Below are 20,053 nucleotides of genomic sequence, written 5' to 3' on the forward strand. Positions count from 1 at the left end.
CCCTTACTTCAGTTCGACGACCGTGACACCGAGTCCACCTTCGCCCATTCCTCCTGGGCGTTGGCTCTTCACGTGACGATGTCCTTTTAAAAATTCTTGTGTCGCCTGACGCATCGCTCCTGTACCTAAACCATGGATGATCCGGACGTTGTCATAGCCTGACACAAGTGCTTCATCGATATACTTATCTAGACGCATGAGACCTTCTTCGACACGGACGCCGCGGAGGTCGAGCTCGGATTTCGTCGAACTCTGACGTTTGAGCGAGCTCCCTTTCGATTGAAGCGGCTTCTCTTTCGATGGACCGATCTTCTGAAGGTCATCCGCTTTGACGTTCACTTTCATGATGCCGACTTGGACGTTATACTCATTGTCGTTGATTTGTTTCACGATGTAGCCTTTTTGGTTGAACGTCGTCACTTTCACTTCTTCGCCTTTACTGAACGTACGTTTCTGCTGGGCTTTTTGTTTCACTTTTTGAATTTTTTTCTCTTGAAGCGTCGGTTTTGCCGACTCGAGCTCTTTCTTCGCCGCGATAATCTCGTGCTCTTTGACGATGCCCTGCTCCCGGAGTTTCTTCAAGCGGTCGATGACTTCGTTCGCCTGACGCTTCGCCTGTTCGACGGCCTTCTCGGCTTTTGCCTCGGCCGCGCTGTACAAGTTGTCGCGTTCGCGTTCGAATTCGGTCATCTTCTCTTCAAACGCTGCCTGCTCTTCTTCGAAGTCATGGCGTTTGACGAGGAGTTCCTGTTCGAGCTGCTCGGCGCGTTGTTTCGCCGCTTCGAGCTCATTGATCATCGACTCGACCGACTCCGCGTCACTACCGACGTGGCTACGTGCCTTGTCGATGACTTGCTCGGGCAGTCCGAGGCGACGGCTAATCTCGAAAGCGTTCGAACGACCCGGTACACCGATTAAAAGGCGATACGTCGGGCTGAGCGATTCAATATCGAACTCCATCGAGGCGTTCATGACGCCTTCGCGGTTATAGGCGTATGCCTTTAGTTCCGAATAGTGCGTCGTTGCCGCGACACGTGCCCCGCGACGTTTCACTTCATCGAGAATCGCGATGGCGAGGGCGGCCCCTTCTTGCGGGTCCGTCCCGGCACCGAGCTCATCGAAGAGGACAAGTGACATGAAGTCGATCTTGTCGAGCATGCCGACGATGTTCGTCATATGCGAGCTGAACGTCGAGAGACTCTGCTCGATTGATTGCTCATCGCCAATATCGGCATAGACGGCGTCAAACACAGAGAGCTCTGTTCCGAATTCTGCCGGCACGTAGAGACCTGACTGTACCATCAACTGGAGGAGTCCAATCGTCTTCAACGTGACCGTCTTCCCGCCGGTGTTTGGTCCGGTGATGACGAGCGACGTATAGTCTTCCCCGAGCTCGACCGTGATCGGCACGACCTCATCTTTCGGAATGAACGGGTGACGTGCTTGTTTCAACTTGATCTCACGGTTGTCGTTCAACTTCGGCTCGGTCGCTTTCATCTCTTGTCCGTAAGCGACTTTCGCAAAGATGAAATCGAGTTCGGCCAACACATCGAGGTTCGTCATGATCGCATCATGCACCCCACCGACTTCGTTCGAGAGCGCACTCAAAATCCGATCGATTTCGGCGCGTTCCTTCAAGCGAACTTCTTGAATCTCGTTGTTGATCGAGACGATGGCTTGCGGCTCGATGAAGAGCGTCTGACCAGAAGCCGACTGGTCATGGACAATCCCGCCGAACGCCTGGCGATATTCTTGTTTGACCGGCACGACATAGCGGTCGTTTCGAATCGTGACGATGGCGTCTGAAAGCATCTTCGCGTTGTTGCGGAGGATGTTGTCGATTCGTGAACGGACACTGCCTTCATAGCTACGGAGCTGTGTGCGAAGTCCACGGAGTTGTGAGCTCGCCGAGTCTTGGACCGTACCTTGGTCATCGATCGCATGACGAATCGACTGTTCGACTTCGATGAGCTTCGTCAACTTGTCCGCATACTCATCCAGACGTGGAATCCGAATCTCTTCGTTGTCCTCGTGCAGCTTCTCGAAGAAGTTCTTCACTTGACGCCCGCCATACATGACGGCAGCGACAGCGAGCAGTTCGCTCGTCGAGAGGACCGAGCCGATAGCAGCCCGCTTCACTTCCGCGCGGACGTCCGTGAGCCCACCGAGTGGCAAACGGTCACGGAGACGCACGACCTCGGTCGCCTCTTTCGTCACATTCAAATTTGAGAGTACCCGGTCGTACGAGTAGTCCGGTTGCATCTTGAGCGCCAAATCTTTCCCGAGAGAGCTCGATGCATGTCCGGCAAGCTGTTGACGCAATTTTTCATATTCTAATACGCGTAACGCGTGATCCATCTAGCATGTTCCTTTCTATCGCTTCGCTCCGAAGAACGCCTTGGCGTCTTCAAAGGAGAAGCAGTTGATAATATCCGATGGTTCGAGATAGGCTTTCCGTGCGTGTAACACGCCGAGTGCCATATCTTCCATCATGTCTGGGTGGTGTGTGTCGGTGTTGATCATTACTTTGACGCCCGCCGCCTTCGCTTTCTTCAGTGTCGAGGCCGTCAAATCGAGGCGGTTCGGGTTCGCGTTCAATTCAAGCGCCGTTCCCGTCTCTTTTGCGAGGGCAATCAACTTGTCCTCGTCAATCGGATAACCGTCGCGACGACCGATGAGTCGTCCCGTCGGATGCGCGATCACGTTGACGTATGGTGAACGGCAAGCGTTCTCGAGACGTGCCATGATCTCGTCGACGGATTGGTCCATCTTCGAGTGGATCGAGGCGACGACATAGTCGAGCGTCTCTAAAAATTCTGGCTCGTAGTCGAGCGTTCCGTCAGGACGGATATCCATCTCGACGCCACGCAACACGTTCATCTCATGTTTCTTTGCTGCTTCACGAATTTCCTCACCTTGTGCCTCGAGTCGTTTTTCGGTCAAGCCATTGACGAACGTCAAATACTTCCCGTGGTCGGTGATGGCCATCCACTCATAGCCGCGCCCTTTCATCGCCACGACAATCTCATCGACGGTCAACTTCCCGTCCGACCAGACCGTGTGCATATGCGCGTCTGCCTTGATGTCCTCGAGCGTGACGAGTTTTGACAAGTCATGCTCGAACTCGGCGTGCCCTTCCCGAAGCTCGGGTGGGATGAACGGGAGTCCGTACCGTTCGAACAGCTCTTCTTCCGTTTCCGGTTGCCACAGCCCGTCTACCGTTTCGACTCCGTATTCCGAAATCGACTCCCCTTTCGCTTTCGCGAGTTGGCGCATGCGGACGTTGTGGTCTTTCGAGCCTGTGAAATGGTGAAGCGTCGCGGCGAATGCGCCCGGTTCGACCATCCGGAAGTCGACCGATACCATTTCCTCACGTTCGAGGACGAGCGATACTTTCGTCTCCCCTGACGCGATCACTTCATTGATGAACGGCAAAGCGAGGAGTTTCTCCCGAAGCGCGATCGGCTCCTCGGTCGCAATGATAAAGTCGAGGTCTTTACACGTCTCTTCTGCTCGGCGGAAGCTTCCCCCGACGGAATGACGTAAGACGAGCTCTTCTTTCTCCAACACGTCGTTGATCTCTTCGACGATCGGTCGCATGACCGCATAAGCCAATCGTTCCGGACGCGACTCGAGGTTCTTCGCTGCGACGAGTAGCTTCTCGACACTCTTCGCCCCAAATCCCGGGAGTGAAGCCGCCGTCCCGTCTTCAAGCACACGGATGAGGGACTCTAAATCGACGACCCCGACTTCACGGAGTTTGGCGAGTTTCTTCCCGCCGAGTCCTTGAATTTTCAAAAGCTTCATCAAACCGAACGGGATCTCTTCTTGCAGCGCTTCGAGCACCTCACTGCGACCTGTATCGCGATACTCCTCAAGGACGGCCGCCGTCCCTTTGCCAATCCCTGAGATGGACGTCAAGTCGTCGATGTCCTCGAGCTCGAGGTCCGTATTCTCTAGAGCCGTTGCGGCCTTACGGAACGCATTGATTTTAAACGGGTTCTCCCCTTTGATCTCCATATATTGCGCGATCTTCTCGAGCAACATCATCGCTTCTACTTTATTCATAAGCTTCCCCCTCTTCACACAGAAAAGACCGAGATACAAGCACTAGCTTGCATTCCGGCCTGTCGTGTCACAACATCTTATTTGAAAACCAATCTGATAGATATGGCGTGTCTTGAATGATAAATGTCGCAAGCGACGAATTGTCGACGGCATTTTGAACGCCTGCCATCGGCACGAACGCAATCACCCAAAGGATGAAGAATGTGATGACATATGCCTCGAAGAATCCGAGGACTGCTCCGATCAACCCTTTTAATTGGCGCAAGATCGGCAAGTCTGTCAAGAAGTCGAGCATCGCCAAGATGAGATGCAAGACAAGTTTCGTGATGAGGAACAAGACGACGAACCAAAAGACGTTATAAAACGTCATCTCAATCCCTGAAAGCGAGTTGAGGTCCAAGACGCCGCCAGGGAGCGTTCCATCAAGCTGAGACGGATACGGGATCCAGAGCTTGAACGCTTCGGCTAAATCTTTATAGTACGTGTTGGCGACGAGAAAACTGATGATGAGCGCGACCCAATGGCCGAGCTGTAGAATCGCGCCACGACGGAAGCCGTTGACGATTCCAATAAACAAGAAAAACAGTATAAGTAGCGTAACCATGGATTGATTTATTCTCCCATATTTCGTTTAGTTTTGACGTGGTCGCTCGCGATTTGAATCGCAGCCAAGACCGCCGCCTGACGAGCATCTAAATGAGGGGATTGTTCACGAATCTCGCGGATCTTACTGTCGACCAAAAAGCCTACTTCCCTCACATGATCAGCGGGTTCTTCGCTCACGATCGTATAGTCTTGACCCGCAATGTGAATCGTTGTTCGTTGTAACTGCACGCGCACCCCTCCTTTACGTCTGTCAGCATTAATCATAACATCGTTTTTATATTAGGAAAAGGAGAAGCCCCTTCCCTTGATATGTACAACATTTTCTATTACCCTTTTATGAAGTTGTCAAACGTCTTTCTTCAGGAAAATTGCAAGAGATGGTGGCATCATTTCGTAAAATGTGCGAAAATATCAACTATTCAAACAAACAGAAAGGGTGATTGATTTGAAATTACGCATTGGCCTCTTAGGTCGCATCATCATCGCGATCGCTTTCGGGATTCTGCTCGGGAGCATCGTACCAGAAAGTCAGAACTGGATCGTTCGGACGTTCGTGACGTTCAACACGGTCTTCGGGCAGTTCTTAGGCTTCGCCATCCCACTGATCATTCTTGCTTTCATCATCCCAGGAATCGGGGAACTTGGTAAAGGAGCAGGAAAGTTAGTCGGACTCACAGCACTCATCGCTTACGCTTCAACAATTGTCGCAGGGACGCTCGCATATTTTGCAACGAGCAACTTGTTCCCGCAAATTTTGACACGGTCGACGGAAGGAGCCGAAAACCCAGAAGAAGCCTTATTGAAAGGGTTCATGGAATTTGAGATTCCACCGGTATTCGGTGTCATGACCGCACTCATTTTAGCTTTCGTCATCGGGATCGGGATTGCCGCGATTGAAAGCAAACGGTCACTCGACCTCGCCATGGATTTCCGCGATATCATCGAGCTCTTAATCAGTAAAGTCATTATTCCATTACTCCCATTCCACATCGCCGGAATTTTCATGAACATGACGTACGCCGGTCAGGTCGCTGAGATCCTCTCGGTGTTCTCGCTTGTCTTCGTCACAATCATCGTCCTTCATTTGACGATGCTTATGATCCAATATTCAATCGCAGGTGGTCTCAACAAAGAGAATCCGTTCAAGTTGCTCAAGACGATGATGCCGGCTTACTTCACAGCCATCGGGACGCAATCATCGGCCGCGACGATTCCTGTCACGCTTCGCCAAGCGAAGTTGAACAACACGGATGAGGGTGTCGCAAACTTTGTCATCCCGCTCTCGGCAACGATTCACTTGTCAGGCTCGACAATCACACTCACATCGGTCGGTGTCGCACTCATGTACTTGAACGGCATGCCGATGTCTTACGCAATCGTCCTTCCATTTATCCTCGCACTCGGTGTGACGATGATTGCAGCACCTGGTGTTCCAGGTGGAGCCGTTATGGCATCGCTCGGATTGTTCGGCTCGATCCTCGGGTTCGACGCGACGATGCAGAGCTTGGTCATCGCACTCTACTTGGCGCAAGATAGCTTCGGGACAGCTACAAACGTCACAGGTGACGGTGCCATCGCAAAAATTATCCACTACTTCAAACACAACACGAAACTTCTCGACAATACAGCGTCGAAACAAGAAGATATCGCATAACGTACAACGCATAAACGGGCAAGCCATCAGGTTTGTCCGTTTTTGTCTACATCGAATAGGAGAGATACATATGGAATGGATTGAATGGAAAGACCCGAATCACTTCGCTGACCGCGTCATGGACGCATTGTTAAAAGAAGAAGCCAAGAACAGCTTAATGATCGGCGTTTTGAATAACGTGATTCAAGGCGTTTATGAGGCGTTTCATCAATTTACCGTCGAAGAGAATGGTAAACTCCTCGCCATCCTTCAAGTGACACCGCCCCATCCGCTCCATTACATCGTCGTGGACTCGGAACAAGTGGAAAAACTCCCCGCTTTCATCATCCCGCACCTTCTCGAAAACGAGATCCCGTTCACCGAGGTGGTCTCAGAACGTGCTCAAGCCGAACGGTTCGGGAAAGCGTGGCAAGAAATCACATCTGGGACGAGTGAGATGTTCATGTCACAAGGTCTTTATCGACTCGACGAAGTGGAAGACATCGAGATGGCGAAAGGCCACATGCGAAAAGCGACAACAGCCGATCAAGCACAACTCGAAGCTTGGTATAGTGCCTTTGAAGCCGAGTCAGGACTTCGCTCTTCACCTCCTGAGAAAGTGACGAAAGCTGTGCAGACGATGCTTGACAGGGAAGAAGCCGTCTTTTGGGAAGTCGACGAACAGGTCGTCTCGTGTGCGAAACGCGCACGTCCGACCGAGAACGGCATCACCGTCTCTTTCGTCTATACGTCACCTGACGCACGTGGTAGAGGTTACGCGCGGAGTCTCGTTGCAGACCTTAGCCGCCAGTTACTTGAGACGAAATCGTTCTGTGTCCTCTATACGGACTTGACGAACCCGACTTCAAACAAAATCTATCAAGAAGTCGGGTACGAACAGATCATGGACTCTGCCTGGGTCCGACTCGCTAGATGAAACGAATCGCCTCCCCTATACTATTAGGTGGAGGCGATTTTTCATGGCTAGATTCCGAATTGTTTTACGTGCACTTGGCGTGGCACTCCTTCTTTATATGTTAATCGTCGGTGGACAGAGCGTCCTTGATGACCCGAACATCGATACGCTATGGCTCAGTGTCATCGGTGCCGCACTCTTGACGTTTATCGTGTATCAGACAACAAAAAAGTGATCGACGCGTTCGTCGATCACTATATTTGTGTTGATTAGAAGAATGATGCTGGGTTGACTGTGCTTCCCGCGCTCGATGAAGAGTACGAGTAGCCGCCACGGTGAATCTCGAAGTGAAGGTGTGAACCTGTCGAGTTCCCTGTGCTACCCATGCCGCCAAGGTTTTGACCTTGTGACACGCGTTGACCCGCTTTAACTGAGACCGAGCTCATGTGTGCGTATACTGTCGTCCACACTTGTCCGTTGATGACGTGTGCGATCATGACGTGGTTTCCGTATGCGCCACCCCAACCTGCACGAAGGACCGTACCAGTTTGTGCTGCATAGATCGGTGTACCAACTGGACCTGCGATATCAAGACCGTTATGGAACGAGTATCCGTTCGCACCGCTCGCTGCGCCCCATCCTTGTGAGAGGCGACCGCTTGCTGGACGTTGGAACATCCCACCGCTCGCTGGTGCAGACGCTACAGGTGTTGACGCTGAAGCGCTAGAACCACTGTTGCTTGAGCTTGCACTTTGTTTCTTCTTAGCAGCTGCTGCTTCTGCCGCTGCACGACGTGCTTCTTCTTCAGCACGACGTTGTGCTTCGATTTCTGCTTGAATCGCTTGTTCTTGAGCTTTGAGCGTATCTTCCATTTCTTGTAGACTCATGAGTTTTGATTCGAACTTCACTTTTTCAGCTTCGAGTTTCTTGATTTTCGCTGCACGCTCTTTCATTTTTTGATCGAGCTCTTTTTGGCGTTTTTCAAGCTCTTCTTTTTGCTTTACGAGTGAATCGCGTTCTGCTTTTAATTCAGCTTGCGCTTTTGCAAGTTTTTCTTTCGTTGCTTCATATTCTTCGAAGATCTGTTGGTCGTTCTCTTGAATCGTACCAGCTGTGATCATACGTGTGATCAAGTCACCGAAGTCTTTTGAACCGAAGATGAACTCAGCCCAGTTGACTGACGAGCCACCGTTCTTTTGCATCGTCGCCATGCGGTCTTTCATGAGTTCTTCTTGTGCTTTCATTTTTGCTTCGTATTTTTTGATTTGCTCTTGAAGCTTTTGAATTTTTTCTTCAGTTGCACGGATCTCAGCTTTTTTCTGAGCGACATCGTTGATGACGTCTTGGAGTTCAGCATCTAACTTGTTGATCTCTTGTTGCTCTTTGCTGATGGCTTGTTCACGTGATTGAATCGAAGAGTTTGCTTTCGACTGCTCGCTGCTATTCTTTTGTCGTTGTTCTTGTACTTTCTTCTGCTTCTCTGTAAGTGAGGCTGCATAAGTCGGTGACGTTCCGCCGATCAAGAGTGCGCCTAGAGTGACTGTGGCTGCAAATTTCTTCAAGTTACCCAATGTGCTTCCCTCCGCTGATTCCTGTGTATTTTTTATCTATAATCGTTCAAGTATTTTCTATAAGATATGTTGCGATATTTCATTCGCTCTGTGACTCATTATAGCAATCTAAACCAAAAGTTATTTTACACTTATATTTCATTCGTATGACATTGACCTAATTTAGGTTTTATCCCTTAAAAAACGTGGGTATAGACAATATTTTATTTGGTTTGTTGTCACAAAATAGTTTTTAAAATAAGAAAAGCACTTTAAGAAAGCGCTTTTCACATAACAACCTATATCATTTTTTGACTACCTTAATGCCACATATCCGGCTCGTTTCCCTCGTTTTCGTTTTGAACGAAGTATTAAGAAGCCACCGATGAGCACCACTCCAGCAATTGCCCCACTGCTGTCCAATAGGACATCTTGCAGTAACGGCGTCCGCTCCGGTGTCAAACTCTGATGATACTCATCAAAGATGGCGACCGTATTGGCGAGCGTCCAAGCGAACAATAGATTCAGCCCGGCATGAAGGCTCGTTCTCGAAATCGCCTTGACGAACAAGGCGCCAAGAGCGAAAAAGGTGACGAAATGTGCCGTTTTCCGCATCAAGAACTCGATAAGCCCGACTGTCCCTAACGTGTCGAGTGACACTTCTTTTCCTGCATAGTCAAACTCGACGTTCGCTAACGTCGGCTCAATCCAGCTCCAATCGAATCGCTCGAGTGGTGAAACGATCGACTGATCTGAGTAAGGTGTTGCACTCGAGAAGAATAATCCAATCAAAATGAGCGCGATCCATATAAATTCATTTTTTAAAAGTCGCATAACACCGTTCCTTTCTACAACGAGTTTCATTATACGGATTGTACTTCACGAAATATGTAACAGCGACATCATGATTTTATAACAATTTGATTGCACGCAACGCGTTCAAAGTCGAGATAGCGGATTTCTCTTGGTATACTACAGAAAAAAGGGGGATTCAATATGATTTATGATTTTGAAGCATTGGACATGAAAGGTCAGTTACAACCGTTAGCTACATATAAGGGAGACGTCTTACTCATCGTCAATACAGCGAGTAAGTGTGGATTCACGCCACAGCTCGAAGGTCTCGAGTCGCTATACAACTCGTATAAGGGGCAAGGTCTTCAGATTTTAGGTTTCCCTTGCAACCAGTTCGGACATCAAGACCCGGGCTCAAATGAAGAGATTCAAGAGTTCTGTCAACTTAACTATGGCGTATCGTTCCCGATGTTTGCGAAAGTCGATGTGAACGGAAAAGATGCGCACCCACTCTTTACGTATCTCTCAAAAGAAGCACCTGGACTGCTCGGATCGAAAACAATCAAATGGAACTTCACAAAGTTCTTAGTCGACCGTGATGGAAACGTCGTCGAACGCTTCTCGCCACAGACGACACCGGCCGAGATTGAGGATGCGGTCAAAAAACTCATCTAACACAAAAAGGATGGCTCCGAGGTGGAGTCATCCTTTTATCTAGGGGTAATGAAGTTGATCGTATAGAACGGACTGTTTTCATCATTATAGGCGAGCCCGACGGCAGCATGACTGAATCGAGGTTGCATGATGTTCTCACGATGCCCCTTCGAATTCATCAGCCCCCAATGCGCATGGAACACGCTCATCTGCCCCATGGCCAAATTCTCTCCGGCCATCGAGTACGACAGTCCCGCTTCATCCATCCGGTCAAACGGGTCGCGTCCTTCCGGGTCCGTATGACTGAAGAAGTCGTTCTCCGCCATGTTCTGACTGTGCGCCCGAACGACCGGATAGAGTGGCTCATAATCAGCGAGCGCACTCAACTCATATTTTTCACGGTCCCAGTTCATCAGGATTCGCATCAACTGTTCGTTCGCGACGGTCCCTTCCGCAGAAATGTCACCGTAGTAACCGTCACTCGCCTCTTCCACTCGGCGGTCAACCGACAAGACTCCTTTCAAGCGGTCGTCGTCATGTTGGTCGAAGAAGAGCGTGACATATTGTCCATCAATCGCAAACACCGAAAAGGATGGATCGTCCGGGATCAGGTAGCGATTCAATCCTTTGTTGTAGGACGTCACTTTCTCAAAGCCGATTTCCTCGACTTGGTCACGTGTCGTCTCATCAAGCACGAGACCGCGATACGTGCTTCCTGTCTCGAACTGATAAAACCCCTTTTTGGCGCCGTCCTCGTCAATGAGTTCAAGGCCACGATCTCCGCCACGTTCGACCAGGTACCAATCATGCCCGGCATATTGGCTCGTAAACTTCGGTGCATCCGTCGCACGTTCCGTCGCCACCTCAGACTCGACCTGAATGCTCGTCGGGGCAGAGACGTTCGGCATTTCATATTGCCAAGCCATATACAATCCAATCCCTATCAAGAGGATGATCAATTTTCGAAACATGGCTCCTCCTTCCTTACTGCTCGCGCTGACGCTCCCCGAAATCGTGAAGTCTCTCCTTGATATCGGTGAGCATCCCCATGTATGCGACATATGTCGCTTCGTCTATATTTAGCATACCACTGACTTGTAACGGCACATCTGCTGCCTGCTCACGCAACGCGCTGCCACGATCGGTCAAACGGACGATGACTTTTCGCTCATCGTCTGTCGCACGACTCTTTTCGACATATCCGATTTGAATCAATCGTTTCACGAGGGGGGACAACGTGCCCGAGTCGAGTGTCAGCCTCATTCCGAGCTGACGCAAATCGATGCCATCCTCTTCCCATAAGACGAGCATGACCAGATACTGACTATATGTCAGGTTTAGCGGTTCTAAAATTGGGCGATATAAACGGGTAAGCTCTTTTGAAGCGGTATACAATTGAAAACATATTTGGTGTTCGAGTTTTAAAGTTTGTTCCATACGTAATCCTCCGTACTCTTCTTTAGCCAAGCATATCACTTGCGAAACTTTTTGACTGCTCTATAATTTAAATTGTGCACAACTTAATTGTTTAAAATGAAATGGAGGAATTGAATCATGAAATCACTATTCACAGCATCAGCAACTGCAATCGGTGGCCGCGAAGGTCATGTGAAATCGACAGACGGTGTCATTGACATGGACGTCTCAATGCCAGGCGCGAAACACGTCGACGGTGCGACAAACCCAGAACAACTTTTCGCAGCGGGATATGCGGCTTGCTTCGGTAGTGCTCTCAACCTCATCATCGGGAAAGAACGTGTGAAAACAGACGGATCGAGCGTCACAGGTCATGTCACATTGAACCAAAACGATGAAGGGTTCTTCATTTCAGTCGAGCTTGAAGTCGAAATCAAAGGTGTCGACCAAGCGACAGCAGAACGCCTCGTTGAAGAAGCACACCAAGTGTGCCCTTATTCAAAAGCGACGCGCGGCAATGTCGATGTGAAATTGACAGCCAAAGCAGCATAATCATCCATCCCGCTCTTCAGGAGCGGGATTTTTTTGCTTAACCCTGCCTATCGGAGTAAGATAGAGACACAATTAAGAAAGGAGGGAGCACTGATGAAAAAACGTAAATCAACTTTTGTGTTGATCGCACTCGGTTTCTTGCTGTTCACGGCGACGTATAATGGGCTGACCGTCCAAACGTATGAGGTGATATCTGAAAAGCTGTCTGCTGACGAATCGCTTCGCATCGTGCTCCTTTCTGATCTACATAGCGCCTCGTACGGCTATAAACAATCGATTTTAATCGATCAAGTCCGTGCGCAAAAACCGGACCTGATCGTCATGCCTGGTGACCTGATTGATCGCTATCGTTCCCCCGAACCTGCTTTCGAACTCGTCGAAGGACTCGCCGGGATTGCGCCGATGTATTTCGTGACCGGCAACCACGAAATCGATGACTCTGACGACTACATTCGTCATGATGCCAAAAACGTATTCCGTTCTCTTGGCGTGACCGTTCTCGAAAACGAATGGGAACCGATCACCGTCAATGGAATCGAACTCGTCATCGGTGGATTAGAAGATCCGTTACGAACGTATGCCGAAAATATTTACGGAAGTTGGGAAACGGACGTCACGACAGCAATGCAAGATTTTGATTCAACCAACACGTTCAACCTGCTCCTTTCCCATCGAGCCGAAATGGTCGACACGTATGCCGACTTACCGTTCGACCTCGTCTTGTCCGGTCATGCCCACGGCGGACAAGTGAGGATCCCATATTTATTGAACGGTTTATTCGCCCCTGACCAAGGATTTTTCCCGAAATACGCGGGCGGTCTTTATGAACACGAAACGTTCACCCACGTGATCGGACGGGGATTCAATTATAGCTTTAACGTGCCTCGCATCTACAACCCACCAGAGATTGTGGTAATTGATGTGCACGGAAAAAAATAAGTCCTAGAATTTTTTGCATATTGCTTCACTTTTTTTAAAGAAGGGTAAAGACACTTTGTTGTCATCAACCCGTCTTTGTAAAAGAAGGAGATGTTAAATATGCGCGCCGTAACATATCAAGGAGCTAAGAAGATTCAAGTAAAAGATGTGAAAGATCCTGAGATCGAAAACCGTGAAGAAATTATTGTAAAGATTACTTCTACGGCTATTTGTGGATCAGACCTTCATATCTACCAAGGGAATATGCCTACTCGCCACGGATTCATCATAGGTCATGAACCGATGGGGATTGTCGAAGAAACCGGACCTGATGTAACAAAGGTCAAAAAAGGCGATCGAGTCGTACTTCCATTTAACGTATCTTGTGGTCACTGTTTTTATTGTACGAATGAGATGGAGAGCCAGTGCGATAATTCTAATCACGCTCCACATACAGATGCTGGTGGCCTGTTCGGATATACTGAGCAATTCGGTGATCACCCTGGCGGACAAGCAGAATTTTTAAAGGTTCCTTACGGCAATTTTATGCCACTTGTTATTCCTGAATCGTGTGAACTTGAAGATGAAGCGCTTCTCTTTTTATCTGACGTAATTCCTACCGCTTGGTGGAGTCTAGATAATGCCGGTATGAAAGCAGGTGACACTGTGGTCGTCCTTGGTTCCGGTCCTGTCGGGTTAATGACACAAAAATTGGCCTGGGTACGTGGTGCCAAGCGGGTTATTGCTGTGGACCCTGAACTTTATCGATTAAATCGGGCCAAACTCTCAAACAAAGTAGAAACGGTTCTCTTAAAAAACCCGACGGAAACAGGGAAATATATTTATGAAATAACTGGTGGCGGAGCAGATGTAGTTGTCGACTGTGTGGGAATTGACGGAAAAAAATCTCCTATTGAAAAAATAGAACAAAAACTTATGATTCAAGGTGGAACACTTAGCGCAATCAAAGTAGCGAAAGAAGCTGTTCGTAAATTCGGGGTCGTCCAACTCACGGGCGTTTACCCAATGAATTATAACCAATTTCCGATGGGGGACTTTTTCACTCGTAACGTCACTTTAAAAACTGGTCAAGCACCTGTGATTCACTACATGCCCGAGCTGTTTCAGATGATTGTGGATAAAAAGTTTGATCCGACCGACATCATTACGCATCGCCTCTCCCTTGAGGAAGCCGCTAACGCCTATCACTTATTTAACGAACATTTAGATGACTGCGTTAAGGTGGTCTTGAAACCATAAAAAAGTGGTGTCAGTGAAAACTGACACCACTTTTTTTACCAAATGATTCGTTCCTCGCAACATTGTCGCTCACGTTCGACTTGCACCGTTGAGCGCTCGAACGTCCCATATTTACGAATCCGTTCCGTCACTTGACGTAACACGACCTGGTCGTCCGTGTCTTCTCCGATCAACACATGGCACGTCGCCGCATGCTCACTCGATGAGATTGACCAGACATGCAGGTCGTGTACTTCTTTCACCCCTTCGACTGTGGCAATCTCTGCTTGCATCGCCCGGACATCGATTTGTTCCGGTGACCCTTCCATCAGGATGTGAATCGCATCGCGCGTCACGCGATAACCGCTAATCAAGATGAGAATGGCGACAAACGCACTCGCGACCGGGTCCGCCCACGTCCATCCGAACAACATAATCAAGAGTGCTGCCGTGATGGCACCGACCGATCCGAGTAAGTCTCCGAACACGTGAAGCAACGCACTCTTCACGTTCAAATTATCTTTCTCTCCGCGCATCAAAATCCAAGCGGCGAGGATATTGACGAGTAGTCCAATGATGGCGACCACGAGCATTCCCCCACTCAAAATTTCTGGTGGAGCACTCAATCGCTGATATGCCTCGAATAAGATATAAATCGAGATGACGAGTAAGGTCAGCCCGTTAATGAATGCCGCTAAAATTTCAAAGCGTCGATATCCAAACGTACGGTTCGGTGTCGCCGCCTTCGCCCCGAATCGAACGGCTAGGAAACTGAGTCCTAAAGCTGCTGCATCTCCGAGCATATGACCCGCATCGGATAAGAGTGCCAAACTGTTCGTCCATAGTCCGCCGATGACCTCGACGACCATGAACGTCGCAATCAACAGAAAAGCGAGGAACAGCGCACGCTGATTCGTGGAATGATGATGGTGATGGTCGTGATCATGATGATGTCCCATAACTGACGCCTCCTTCTACTTCTTATCTTATTCCATTTTCCCTAAACATTCAAACGTACATTTGAATGAAACATCATAAAAAACGGGAGATTTCTCTCCCGTCTTGTCTCACTTGTGCTCGAGACGCACGCGCATCACACCGCTGTATGGGAACAACTTCAACTGAACCGTCTCCCCTTCGTACCAAATCCCAGTTGCTTGTTCGTTCGTTGGTGTCACATCAGGCGTCGCGACTGCCTGACGGTCCCAATCGATGGCACGCACTTTTTGGTCCCGTACCATCAAGAAGAATCCATCATAGAAATGATATTCGTTCACTTGGTCACGCTGAACGGCAGTCGGGCTACCGAGTTCGGCGCGCACGGTCGCCACATCTTTGCCAATCCAATCAAGGACGGTCTCCGAAGCGCTCGGGACGACTTGTTGCCATGCGGCAATCACGTCATCGTCCGACAAGGCCGGTGCTTCCGTCGTCACACTTTCTTCCGTGACCCACCCCGTCATACGCTCATTCAACTGTACTTTCACGAAGCCACTGACCGTCTCCAAACGTTCGAAACGATCACCGAGGTCGGCCTCATAGACGACTGCGACACGGTCATCTGCATAGACTTTCGTATACGGTTGCCCGATATAGATTGTATCTGCAGACTCGGTTTTGGTATCGGTCGGCTGTTCCGACTCGGAATCGACCATCTCGGTCGCAATCTCATCTGATTTCGGTAAAGCAGACTTTTCTTTTTTGTCGATCAGTGCCGCGAACGCGATGATCCCGACTAAAGCGAGGACCAAGGCTACCGTCGTCGTCACCCGGAACACTCGTTTACGCTTTCGTGTCGTTGCGCGCGACAATCTTCCTCCATTCATGTTCTTCACTCCTACTCGATTCGATTCATTCCACTCGTTTCGTCAAATGGTAGGAGGTTTCCTGCCTCATCAAAAAATTTCAAGTCGTGTTTTGTCAATTCGTCCATCGTTTGCATCATCTGCTCGACATCGACGGGTTCATCGTTCTCCATATTCTCACGAATACGAATCGTTTTACCGAGCTCGATCGTCCGCGAGGTCAAACGATGAAAATAACGGTCATGCGTAATGAGAAGCAATCCACCCGGGTACACGGACAACGCCGTCTCGATTTGTTCCCGTGTCGCCACATCTAAATAGTTCGTCGGTTCGTCGAGTGCCAACAGATGCGCATCGGAGAAATAGAGAATCAAGAAGGCAATCCGACACTTCTCGCCCATACTCGCCTCATTGATCGGTCGATGCACCTCATCCCGACGGAACAAAAAGTGAGCGAGCAGTGTCCGAGCCTCTGTCTCTCCGATGTCACTCTGGGCAAGTAACGCATCGAGCAGTGTCCCCGTCTTCGGTAAACGTTCGAGCGTTTGCGAGAAATACCCAATCTTCAGACGAGGATGCCGCTTGATCACACCAGAAAGCGGCGTTCTTTCACCAATCAGTACATTCAACAACGTCGTCTTTCCGCTTCCGTTCGGTCCGATGATGGAGAGACGTTCTCCTTTTTGAATCGAGAAGGAAATCGGTTCATAGAACGGTTCGTGGTATCCAAACGTCACCTCTTCACACGTCAGCCATGTCTTCGCTTCGAGCTCATCTGCCGCAAATTGGACGGAGATGGTCTTCTCTTCTTTCGGCTTTCGTGGACGGTTATCTTCTAGCTGTTTTAACTTCTGTTCCCTTGCCTTCATTTTGACAGCGAGATTGGCCGCTCCTTTTTGCGCACCCGGACTGCGGACACTGGCTGTCGCTTTCGCCTTCAAGTGCCAGCCTTTGTATTGGGCAATCATATCGAGCAATTCTGTTTTGCGGCTCACGTAGCGGGCATGGGCTCGCTCGTCACGCAGGCGTTCGTCCTCTTTTTGACGTCGATACGCCGTATAGTTCCCCGGATATCTGGTGACTTCCCCATCCGACAGTTCGAGGATGACCGTCGCGACATCATCCATCAATTGACGGTCGTGGGAGATGATCAGCACCGTTCCGTCGAATCGATTCAGCCATTTCGTGAGCCAGTCAATCGACTCGACATCCAGATGGTTCGTCGGCTCGTCGAGTAGGACGACGTCGACCCGCTTCATCGTCAACGTTGAGAGTTGTGCCCGTGTCTTCTCTCCCCCGCTCAAATCGTTGATGTTTTGGTCAAGTTGACCGTCCAACCCGAGTCGGGTCAACGCTTTGATTGCCTCTTGCTCCAAGTTATACACATCGAGTGCGAGCGCTCGTTCATAGGAACGCATGACTCGCATCTCATCACCAGACGACACCTCTTCGTAGAGGGCGTACCGTTCAGGTTCGCTCCGCATCACCCACTCGAGTAGTGACATATCTTCGGATTCAATCGTCTGTCGGACGAGCCCAACTTCACCTTGACATTCGATCGCCCCGGCTTGTGGCGTCAATTCCCCTATCACGAGTCGGAAGAGTGTCGTCTTCCCACTTCCATTCAACCCGAATAACACAGCGCGTTCTCCGGCTACGACCTCAAACGAGACCGCTTCAAATAATGGTTTCCGGTCGTAATCGAACCGGACTTGTTTCATAGCTAACATCTGTTTCACCTCGCTCATTTTTCCGATACGCGATGAAACAAAAAACACCATCCGCTCAAAAGGCGATGGTGTGAAGGAATCCGTTCAAAGAGGAAAAGAGGACGCTTCCCGCACTTGAAAAATGGACACACTTCACCCGTGACTGTTCAAGCGAACAGTGATGATTCGTCTCATCGTTGGAGTGAACGTGTTTTTTTCATGGCACGGTGTACCTCTCTTTCCTAAGTTACTGCCACCTTATCAAATTGAAAGCGGATTCGCAAGAGCGCACCCCACAATCTCCCATTTTTTCTACTCCTTTAGGCGGATGCGATGTACGCTTCCCCGCGTTATGATGACAGTATATTCGAACAGTGAGGTGAGGCATGATGCGTCGACGCATCCTCGTTCCGAGTGCCGTCTTGGCGAGCGTCGGAACGTTTCTTTATACACGATTCAAACGACGGCTCCCCCGCCCACGTTTTAAATGGCCGGAACGTCCAGAACTGACAACCATCGATGAGACGCATGTGCAAGCGACGTGGATTGGGCATTCGACCGTCCTCATCCATTGGTATGGACTCAAAATTTTGACGGACCCCGTCTTCTCCAAACGAATCGGTGTCCATTTAGGACCACTGACAATCGGCATGAAACGTCACACGGCCCCCGCCCTCTCCATCGAGGATGTCGGACCGGTTGACGTCATCTTGCTCAGTCACGCCCATATGGACCACTTTGACCATAAAAGTTTAAAACGACTCATCACCCGCGAGACGATCGTCGTCTCCGCTCCAGGGACGAGTCGCCTGCTCCGTCGATACCTGAGTCTGCAGACGCTCGAGCTACATCCGCATGACAAAGTGACCTTGGCGAACGGGCTTGATGTCCGGGCCATCCCTGTCAAACATTGGGGCAACCGTTTCCCATGGGACAAACATATGGGCTATAACGGCTATCTATTAAAATACAAAGGGATCCGAATGCTGTTTGCGGGAGACACGGCATACACCGACTCCTTCAAAGGGCTCGCCGACCGTGAACCGATTGACCTCGCGTTCTTCCCAATCGGCGCTTATCAACCGGACTCGTTCCAAGAGGCGCACTGTACCCCCGAACAGGCTTGGATGATGTACAAAGAGAGCGGGGCGAAACGCTTCTTCCCGATGCATTGGGACACGTTCGTCCTCTCTTATGAGCCGGTCGAGGAGCCGTATCACCGTCTCGTCGCGGCCGCAAAACTGGACCGTGACCAAATTGTGATCAAATCACATGGGGAAAGCATCCGCCTGTAGTTTTTCCTTTCCCTTCATCCAAATTTTCGGTAACGTTAAAGACGAGAGGGAGGGATTTGTTATGGAATGGACGACGTTGAATAATGACGTCAAGATGCCGATGCTCGGGCTCGGTGTGTATAAGGTGGAAGACGGCGCAGTGACGGTCGATACGGTCAAAGCTGCGCTCGAAGCGGATTATCGTTTAATTGATACAGCCGCGATTTATCAAAACGAAGAAAGTGTCGGGCAAGCGCTTCGTGAAGCAGGCATTTCTCGGGAGGATGTGTTTGTGACGACGAAGCTTTGGAATGAGTTCCACGGATTCGATGAGGCGCTCCAAGCGTTTCAGGATAGTCTTGACCGACTCGGTCTTGAGTATGTCGATTTGTTCCTCATCCACTGGCCGATGCCCCGTTTCGGGAAGTTCGTCGAAACGTATAAGGCACTCGAACAGTTATACGAAGAAGGACGTGTCCGCGCAATCGGCGTCTCGAACTTTGAAGTCGAGCATTTAGAACAAATCATTCAGTCGTGCTCAATCGTCCCGGCCGTGAACCAAGTCGAGATCCATCCGTATTTGTCTCAAAAGGAATTGATTGCTTTCTGCAAACGATATGACATTCAGATTCAGGCATGGAGTCCACTCATGAAAGGACGCGAAGCGCTCGAAGACGACACGATTGTCGAAATTGCGAACCGTCACGGCAAGTCACCGGCTCAAGTCATCTTGCGCTGGCACTTACAAAACGGGGTCGCCGTCATCCCGAAATCGGTGACACCGAGTCGAATCAAAGAGAATATACAGGTATTCGACTTCACGTTGACGAAAGAAGAGATGGCGGCCATCGATGCGCTCAACCGTGATGAGCGGACCGGCTCCGACCCGAAAGAAATGCATAAAATCCATTACTAAGG

Annotated in this window: 20 protein-coding genes; 9 read left to right on the top strand and 11 right to left on the bottom strand. The window is 49.8% G+C overall.

All coding sequences use genetic code 11. The features are described 5' to 3' along the window. Positions 1–3 precede the first annotated feature (3 nt). The 4 genes from KNP62_RS09350 to zapA all read right to left on the bottom strand — a co-directional run bounded on the left by KNP62_RS09350 (position 4) and on the right by zapA (position 4,902). Positions 4–2,358 carry an endonuclease MutS2 gene (locus KNP62_RS09350; RefSeq protein ID WP_214785328.1) on the bottom strand — a complete coding sequence of 785 codons (2,355 nt, stop codon included), beginning with the start codon at positions 2,356–2,358 and terminating at the stop codon, positions 4–6. A gap of 15 nt (positions 2,359–2,373) precedes the next feature. Next, positions 2,374–4,068 carry a DNA polymerase/3'-5' exonuclease PolX gene (gene polX, locus KNP62_RS09355; protein WP_214785329.1) on the bottom strand — a complete coding sequence of 565 codons (1,695 nt, stop codon included), beginning with the start codon at positions 4,066–4,068 and terminating at the stop codon, positions 2,374–2,376. A 67-nt stretch (positions 4,069–4,135) separates the two neighbouring features. Beyond that, positions 4,136–4,672 (bottom strand): CvpA family protein, encoded by a 537-nt coding sequence (locus tag KNP62_RS09360; RefSeq protein WP_074032727.1) that lies wholly within the window; start codon positions 4,670–4,672, stop codon positions 4,136–4,138. A gap of 8 nt (positions 4,673–4,680) precedes the next feature. Next, complete coding sequence (gene zapA, locus KNP62_RS09365; protein ID WP_015881047.1) at positions 4,681–4,902, bottom strand: cell division protein ZapA; 222 nt, start codon at positions 4,900–4,902, stop codon at positions 4,681–4,683. Positions 4,903–5,119: 217 nt separating this feature from the next. Here zapA and KNP62_RS09370 point away from each other — a divergent pair, with 217 nt between their 5' ends. From KNP62_RS09370 to KNP62_RS09380, 3 genes are all read left to right on the top strand, one after another. Next, positions 5,120–6,328 carry a dicarboxylate/amino acid:cation symporter gene (locus KNP62_RS09370; RefSeq protein ID WP_251125655.1) on the top strand — a complete coding sequence of 403 codons (1,209 nt, stop codon included), beginning with the start codon at positions 5,120–5,122 and terminating at the stop codon, positions 6,326–6,328. Positions 6,329–6,398: 70 nt separating this feature from the next. Then, on the top strand, positions 6,399–7,244 hold the full coding sequence (locus KNP62_RS09375) for a GNAT family N-acetyltransferase (protein WP_214785331.1): 846 nt from the start codon (positions 6,399–6,401) through the stop codon (positions 7,242–7,244). A gap of 43 nt (positions 7,245–7,287) precedes the next feature. Then, a complete protein-coding gene (locus tag KNP62_RS09380; RefSeq protein ID WP_198929991.1) occupies positions 7,288–7,458 on the top strand; it encodes a hypothetical protein in 171 nt (56 codons plus the stop codon). Positions 7,459–7,492: 34 nt separating this feature from the next. Here KNP62_RS09380 and KNP62_RS09385 read toward each other — a convergent pair whose 3' ends face one another. Both KNP62_RS09385 and KNP62_RS09390 read right to left on the bottom strand, forming a co-directional pair. Next, positions 7,493–8,794 (bottom strand): murein hydrolase activator EnvC family protein, encoded by a 1,302-nt coding sequence (locus tag KNP62_RS09385; protein WP_214785332.1) that lies wholly within the window; start codon positions 8,792–8,794, stop codon positions 7,493–7,495. Positions 8,795–9,088: 294 nt separating this feature from the next. Next, entirely contained in the window at positions 9,089–9,607 is a 519-nt protein-coding gene (locus KNP62_RS09390; RefSeq protein WP_214785333.1) for a VanZ family protein, read from the bottom strand. Positions 9,608–9,769: 162 nt separating this feature from the next. Here KNP62_RS09390 and KNP62_RS09395 point away from each other — a divergent pair, with 162 nt between their 5' ends. Further along, the gene (locus tag KNP62_RS09395; RefSeq protein WP_074032722.1) at positions 9,770–10,243 is read left to right on the top strand and encodes a glutathione peroxidase; all 474 of its coding nucleotides are present in this window, start codon (positions 9,770–9,772) and stop codon (positions 10,241–10,243) included. Positions 10,244–10,278: 35 nt separating this feature from the next. On the opposite strand, the gene KNP62_RS09400 is transcribed toward KNP62_RS09395, so the two are convergent. Beyond that, positions 10,279–11,193: a CAP domain-containing protein gene (locus tag KNP62_RS09400; RefSeq protein WP_214785334.1), complete on the bottom strand. Its 915-nt coding sequence runs from the start codon at positions 11,191–11,193 to the stop codon at positions 10,279–10,281. 13 nt (positions 11,194–11,206) lie between these two features. Further along, positions 11,207–11,659, bottom strand: coding sequence for a MarR family winged helix-turn-helix transcriptional regulator (locus KNP62_RS09405; protein ID WP_214695145.1), 453 nt, complete (start codon positions 11,657–11,659; stop codon positions 11,207–11,209). 117 nt (positions 11,660–11,776) lie between these two features. Here KNP62_RS09405 and KNP62_RS09410 point away from each other — a divergent pair, with 117 nt between their 5' ends. The 3 genes from KNP62_RS09410 to KNP62_RS09420 all read left to right on the top strand — a co-directional run bounded on the left by KNP62_RS09410 (position 11,777) and on the right by KNP62_RS09420 (position 14,368). Then, complete coding sequence (locus KNP62_RS09410) at positions 11,777–12,190, top strand: organic hydroperoxide resistance protein (RefSeq protein ID WP_074032719.1); 414 nt, start codon at positions 11,777–11,779, stop codon at positions 12,188–12,190. A gap of 93 nt (positions 12,191–12,283) precedes the next feature. Then, a complete protein-coding gene (locus KNP62_RS09415; RefSeq protein WP_214785335.1) occupies positions 12,284–13,129 on the top strand; it encodes a metallophosphoesterase in 846 nt (281 codons plus the stop codon). A gap of 99 nt (positions 13,130–13,228) precedes the next feature. Next, the gene (locus KNP62_RS09420; protein ID WP_214785336.1) at positions 13,229–14,368 is read left to right on the top strand and encodes an alcohol dehydrogenase catalytic domain-containing protein; all 1,140 of its coding nucleotides are present in this window, start codon (positions 13,229–13,231) and stop codon (positions 14,366–14,368) included. 35 nt (positions 14,369–14,403) lie between these two features. Here KNP62_RS09420 and KNP62_RS09425 read toward each other — a convergent pair whose 3' ends face one another. The 3 genes from KNP62_RS09425 to abc-f form a co-directional block, all read right to left on the bottom strand. Next, a complete protein-coding gene (locus tag KNP62_RS09425; protein WP_214785337.1) occupies positions 14,404–15,306 on the bottom strand; it encodes a cation diffusion facilitator family transporter in 903 nt (300 codons plus the stop codon). Between the two features lie 108 nt (positions 15,307–15,414). Next, positions 15,415–16,173, bottom strand: a complete 759-nt coding sequence (locus tag KNP62_RS09430) for a hypothetical protein (protein ID WP_214785338.1) — start codon at positions 16,171–16,173, stop codon at positions 15,415–15,417. Between the two features lie 11 nt (positions 16,174–16,184). Beyond that, a complete protein-coding gene (gene abc-f, locus KNP62_RS09435) occupies positions 16,185–17,882 on the bottom strand; it encodes a ribosomal protection-like ABC-F family protein (RefSeq protein ID WP_214785339.1) in 1,698 nt (565 codons plus the stop codon). A gap of 368 nt (positions 17,883–18,250) precedes the next feature. On the opposite strand from abc-f, the gene KNP62_RS09440 reads away from it, so the two are divergent. Further along, positions 18,251–19,156 carry an MBL fold metallo-hydrolase gene (locus KNP62_RS09440; protein ID WP_251125656.1) on the top strand — a complete coding sequence of 302 codons (906 nt, stop codon included), beginning with the start codon at positions 18,251–18,253 and terminating at the stop codon, positions 19,154–19,156. Between the two features lie 61 nt (positions 19,157–19,217). Next, complete coding sequence (locus KNP62_RS09445; protein WP_214785341.1) at positions 19,218–20,051, top strand: aldo/keto reductase; 834 nt, start codon at positions 19,218–19,220, stop codon at positions 20,049–20,051. Positions 20,052–20,053 lie beyond the last annotated feature (2 nt).

It is taken from the genome of Exiguobacterium sp. s183 (assembly GCF_018617655.1).
Lineage (GTDB): Bacteria > Bacillota > Bacilli > Exiguobacteriales > Exiguobacteriaceae > Exiguobacterium > Exiguobacterium aestuarii_A.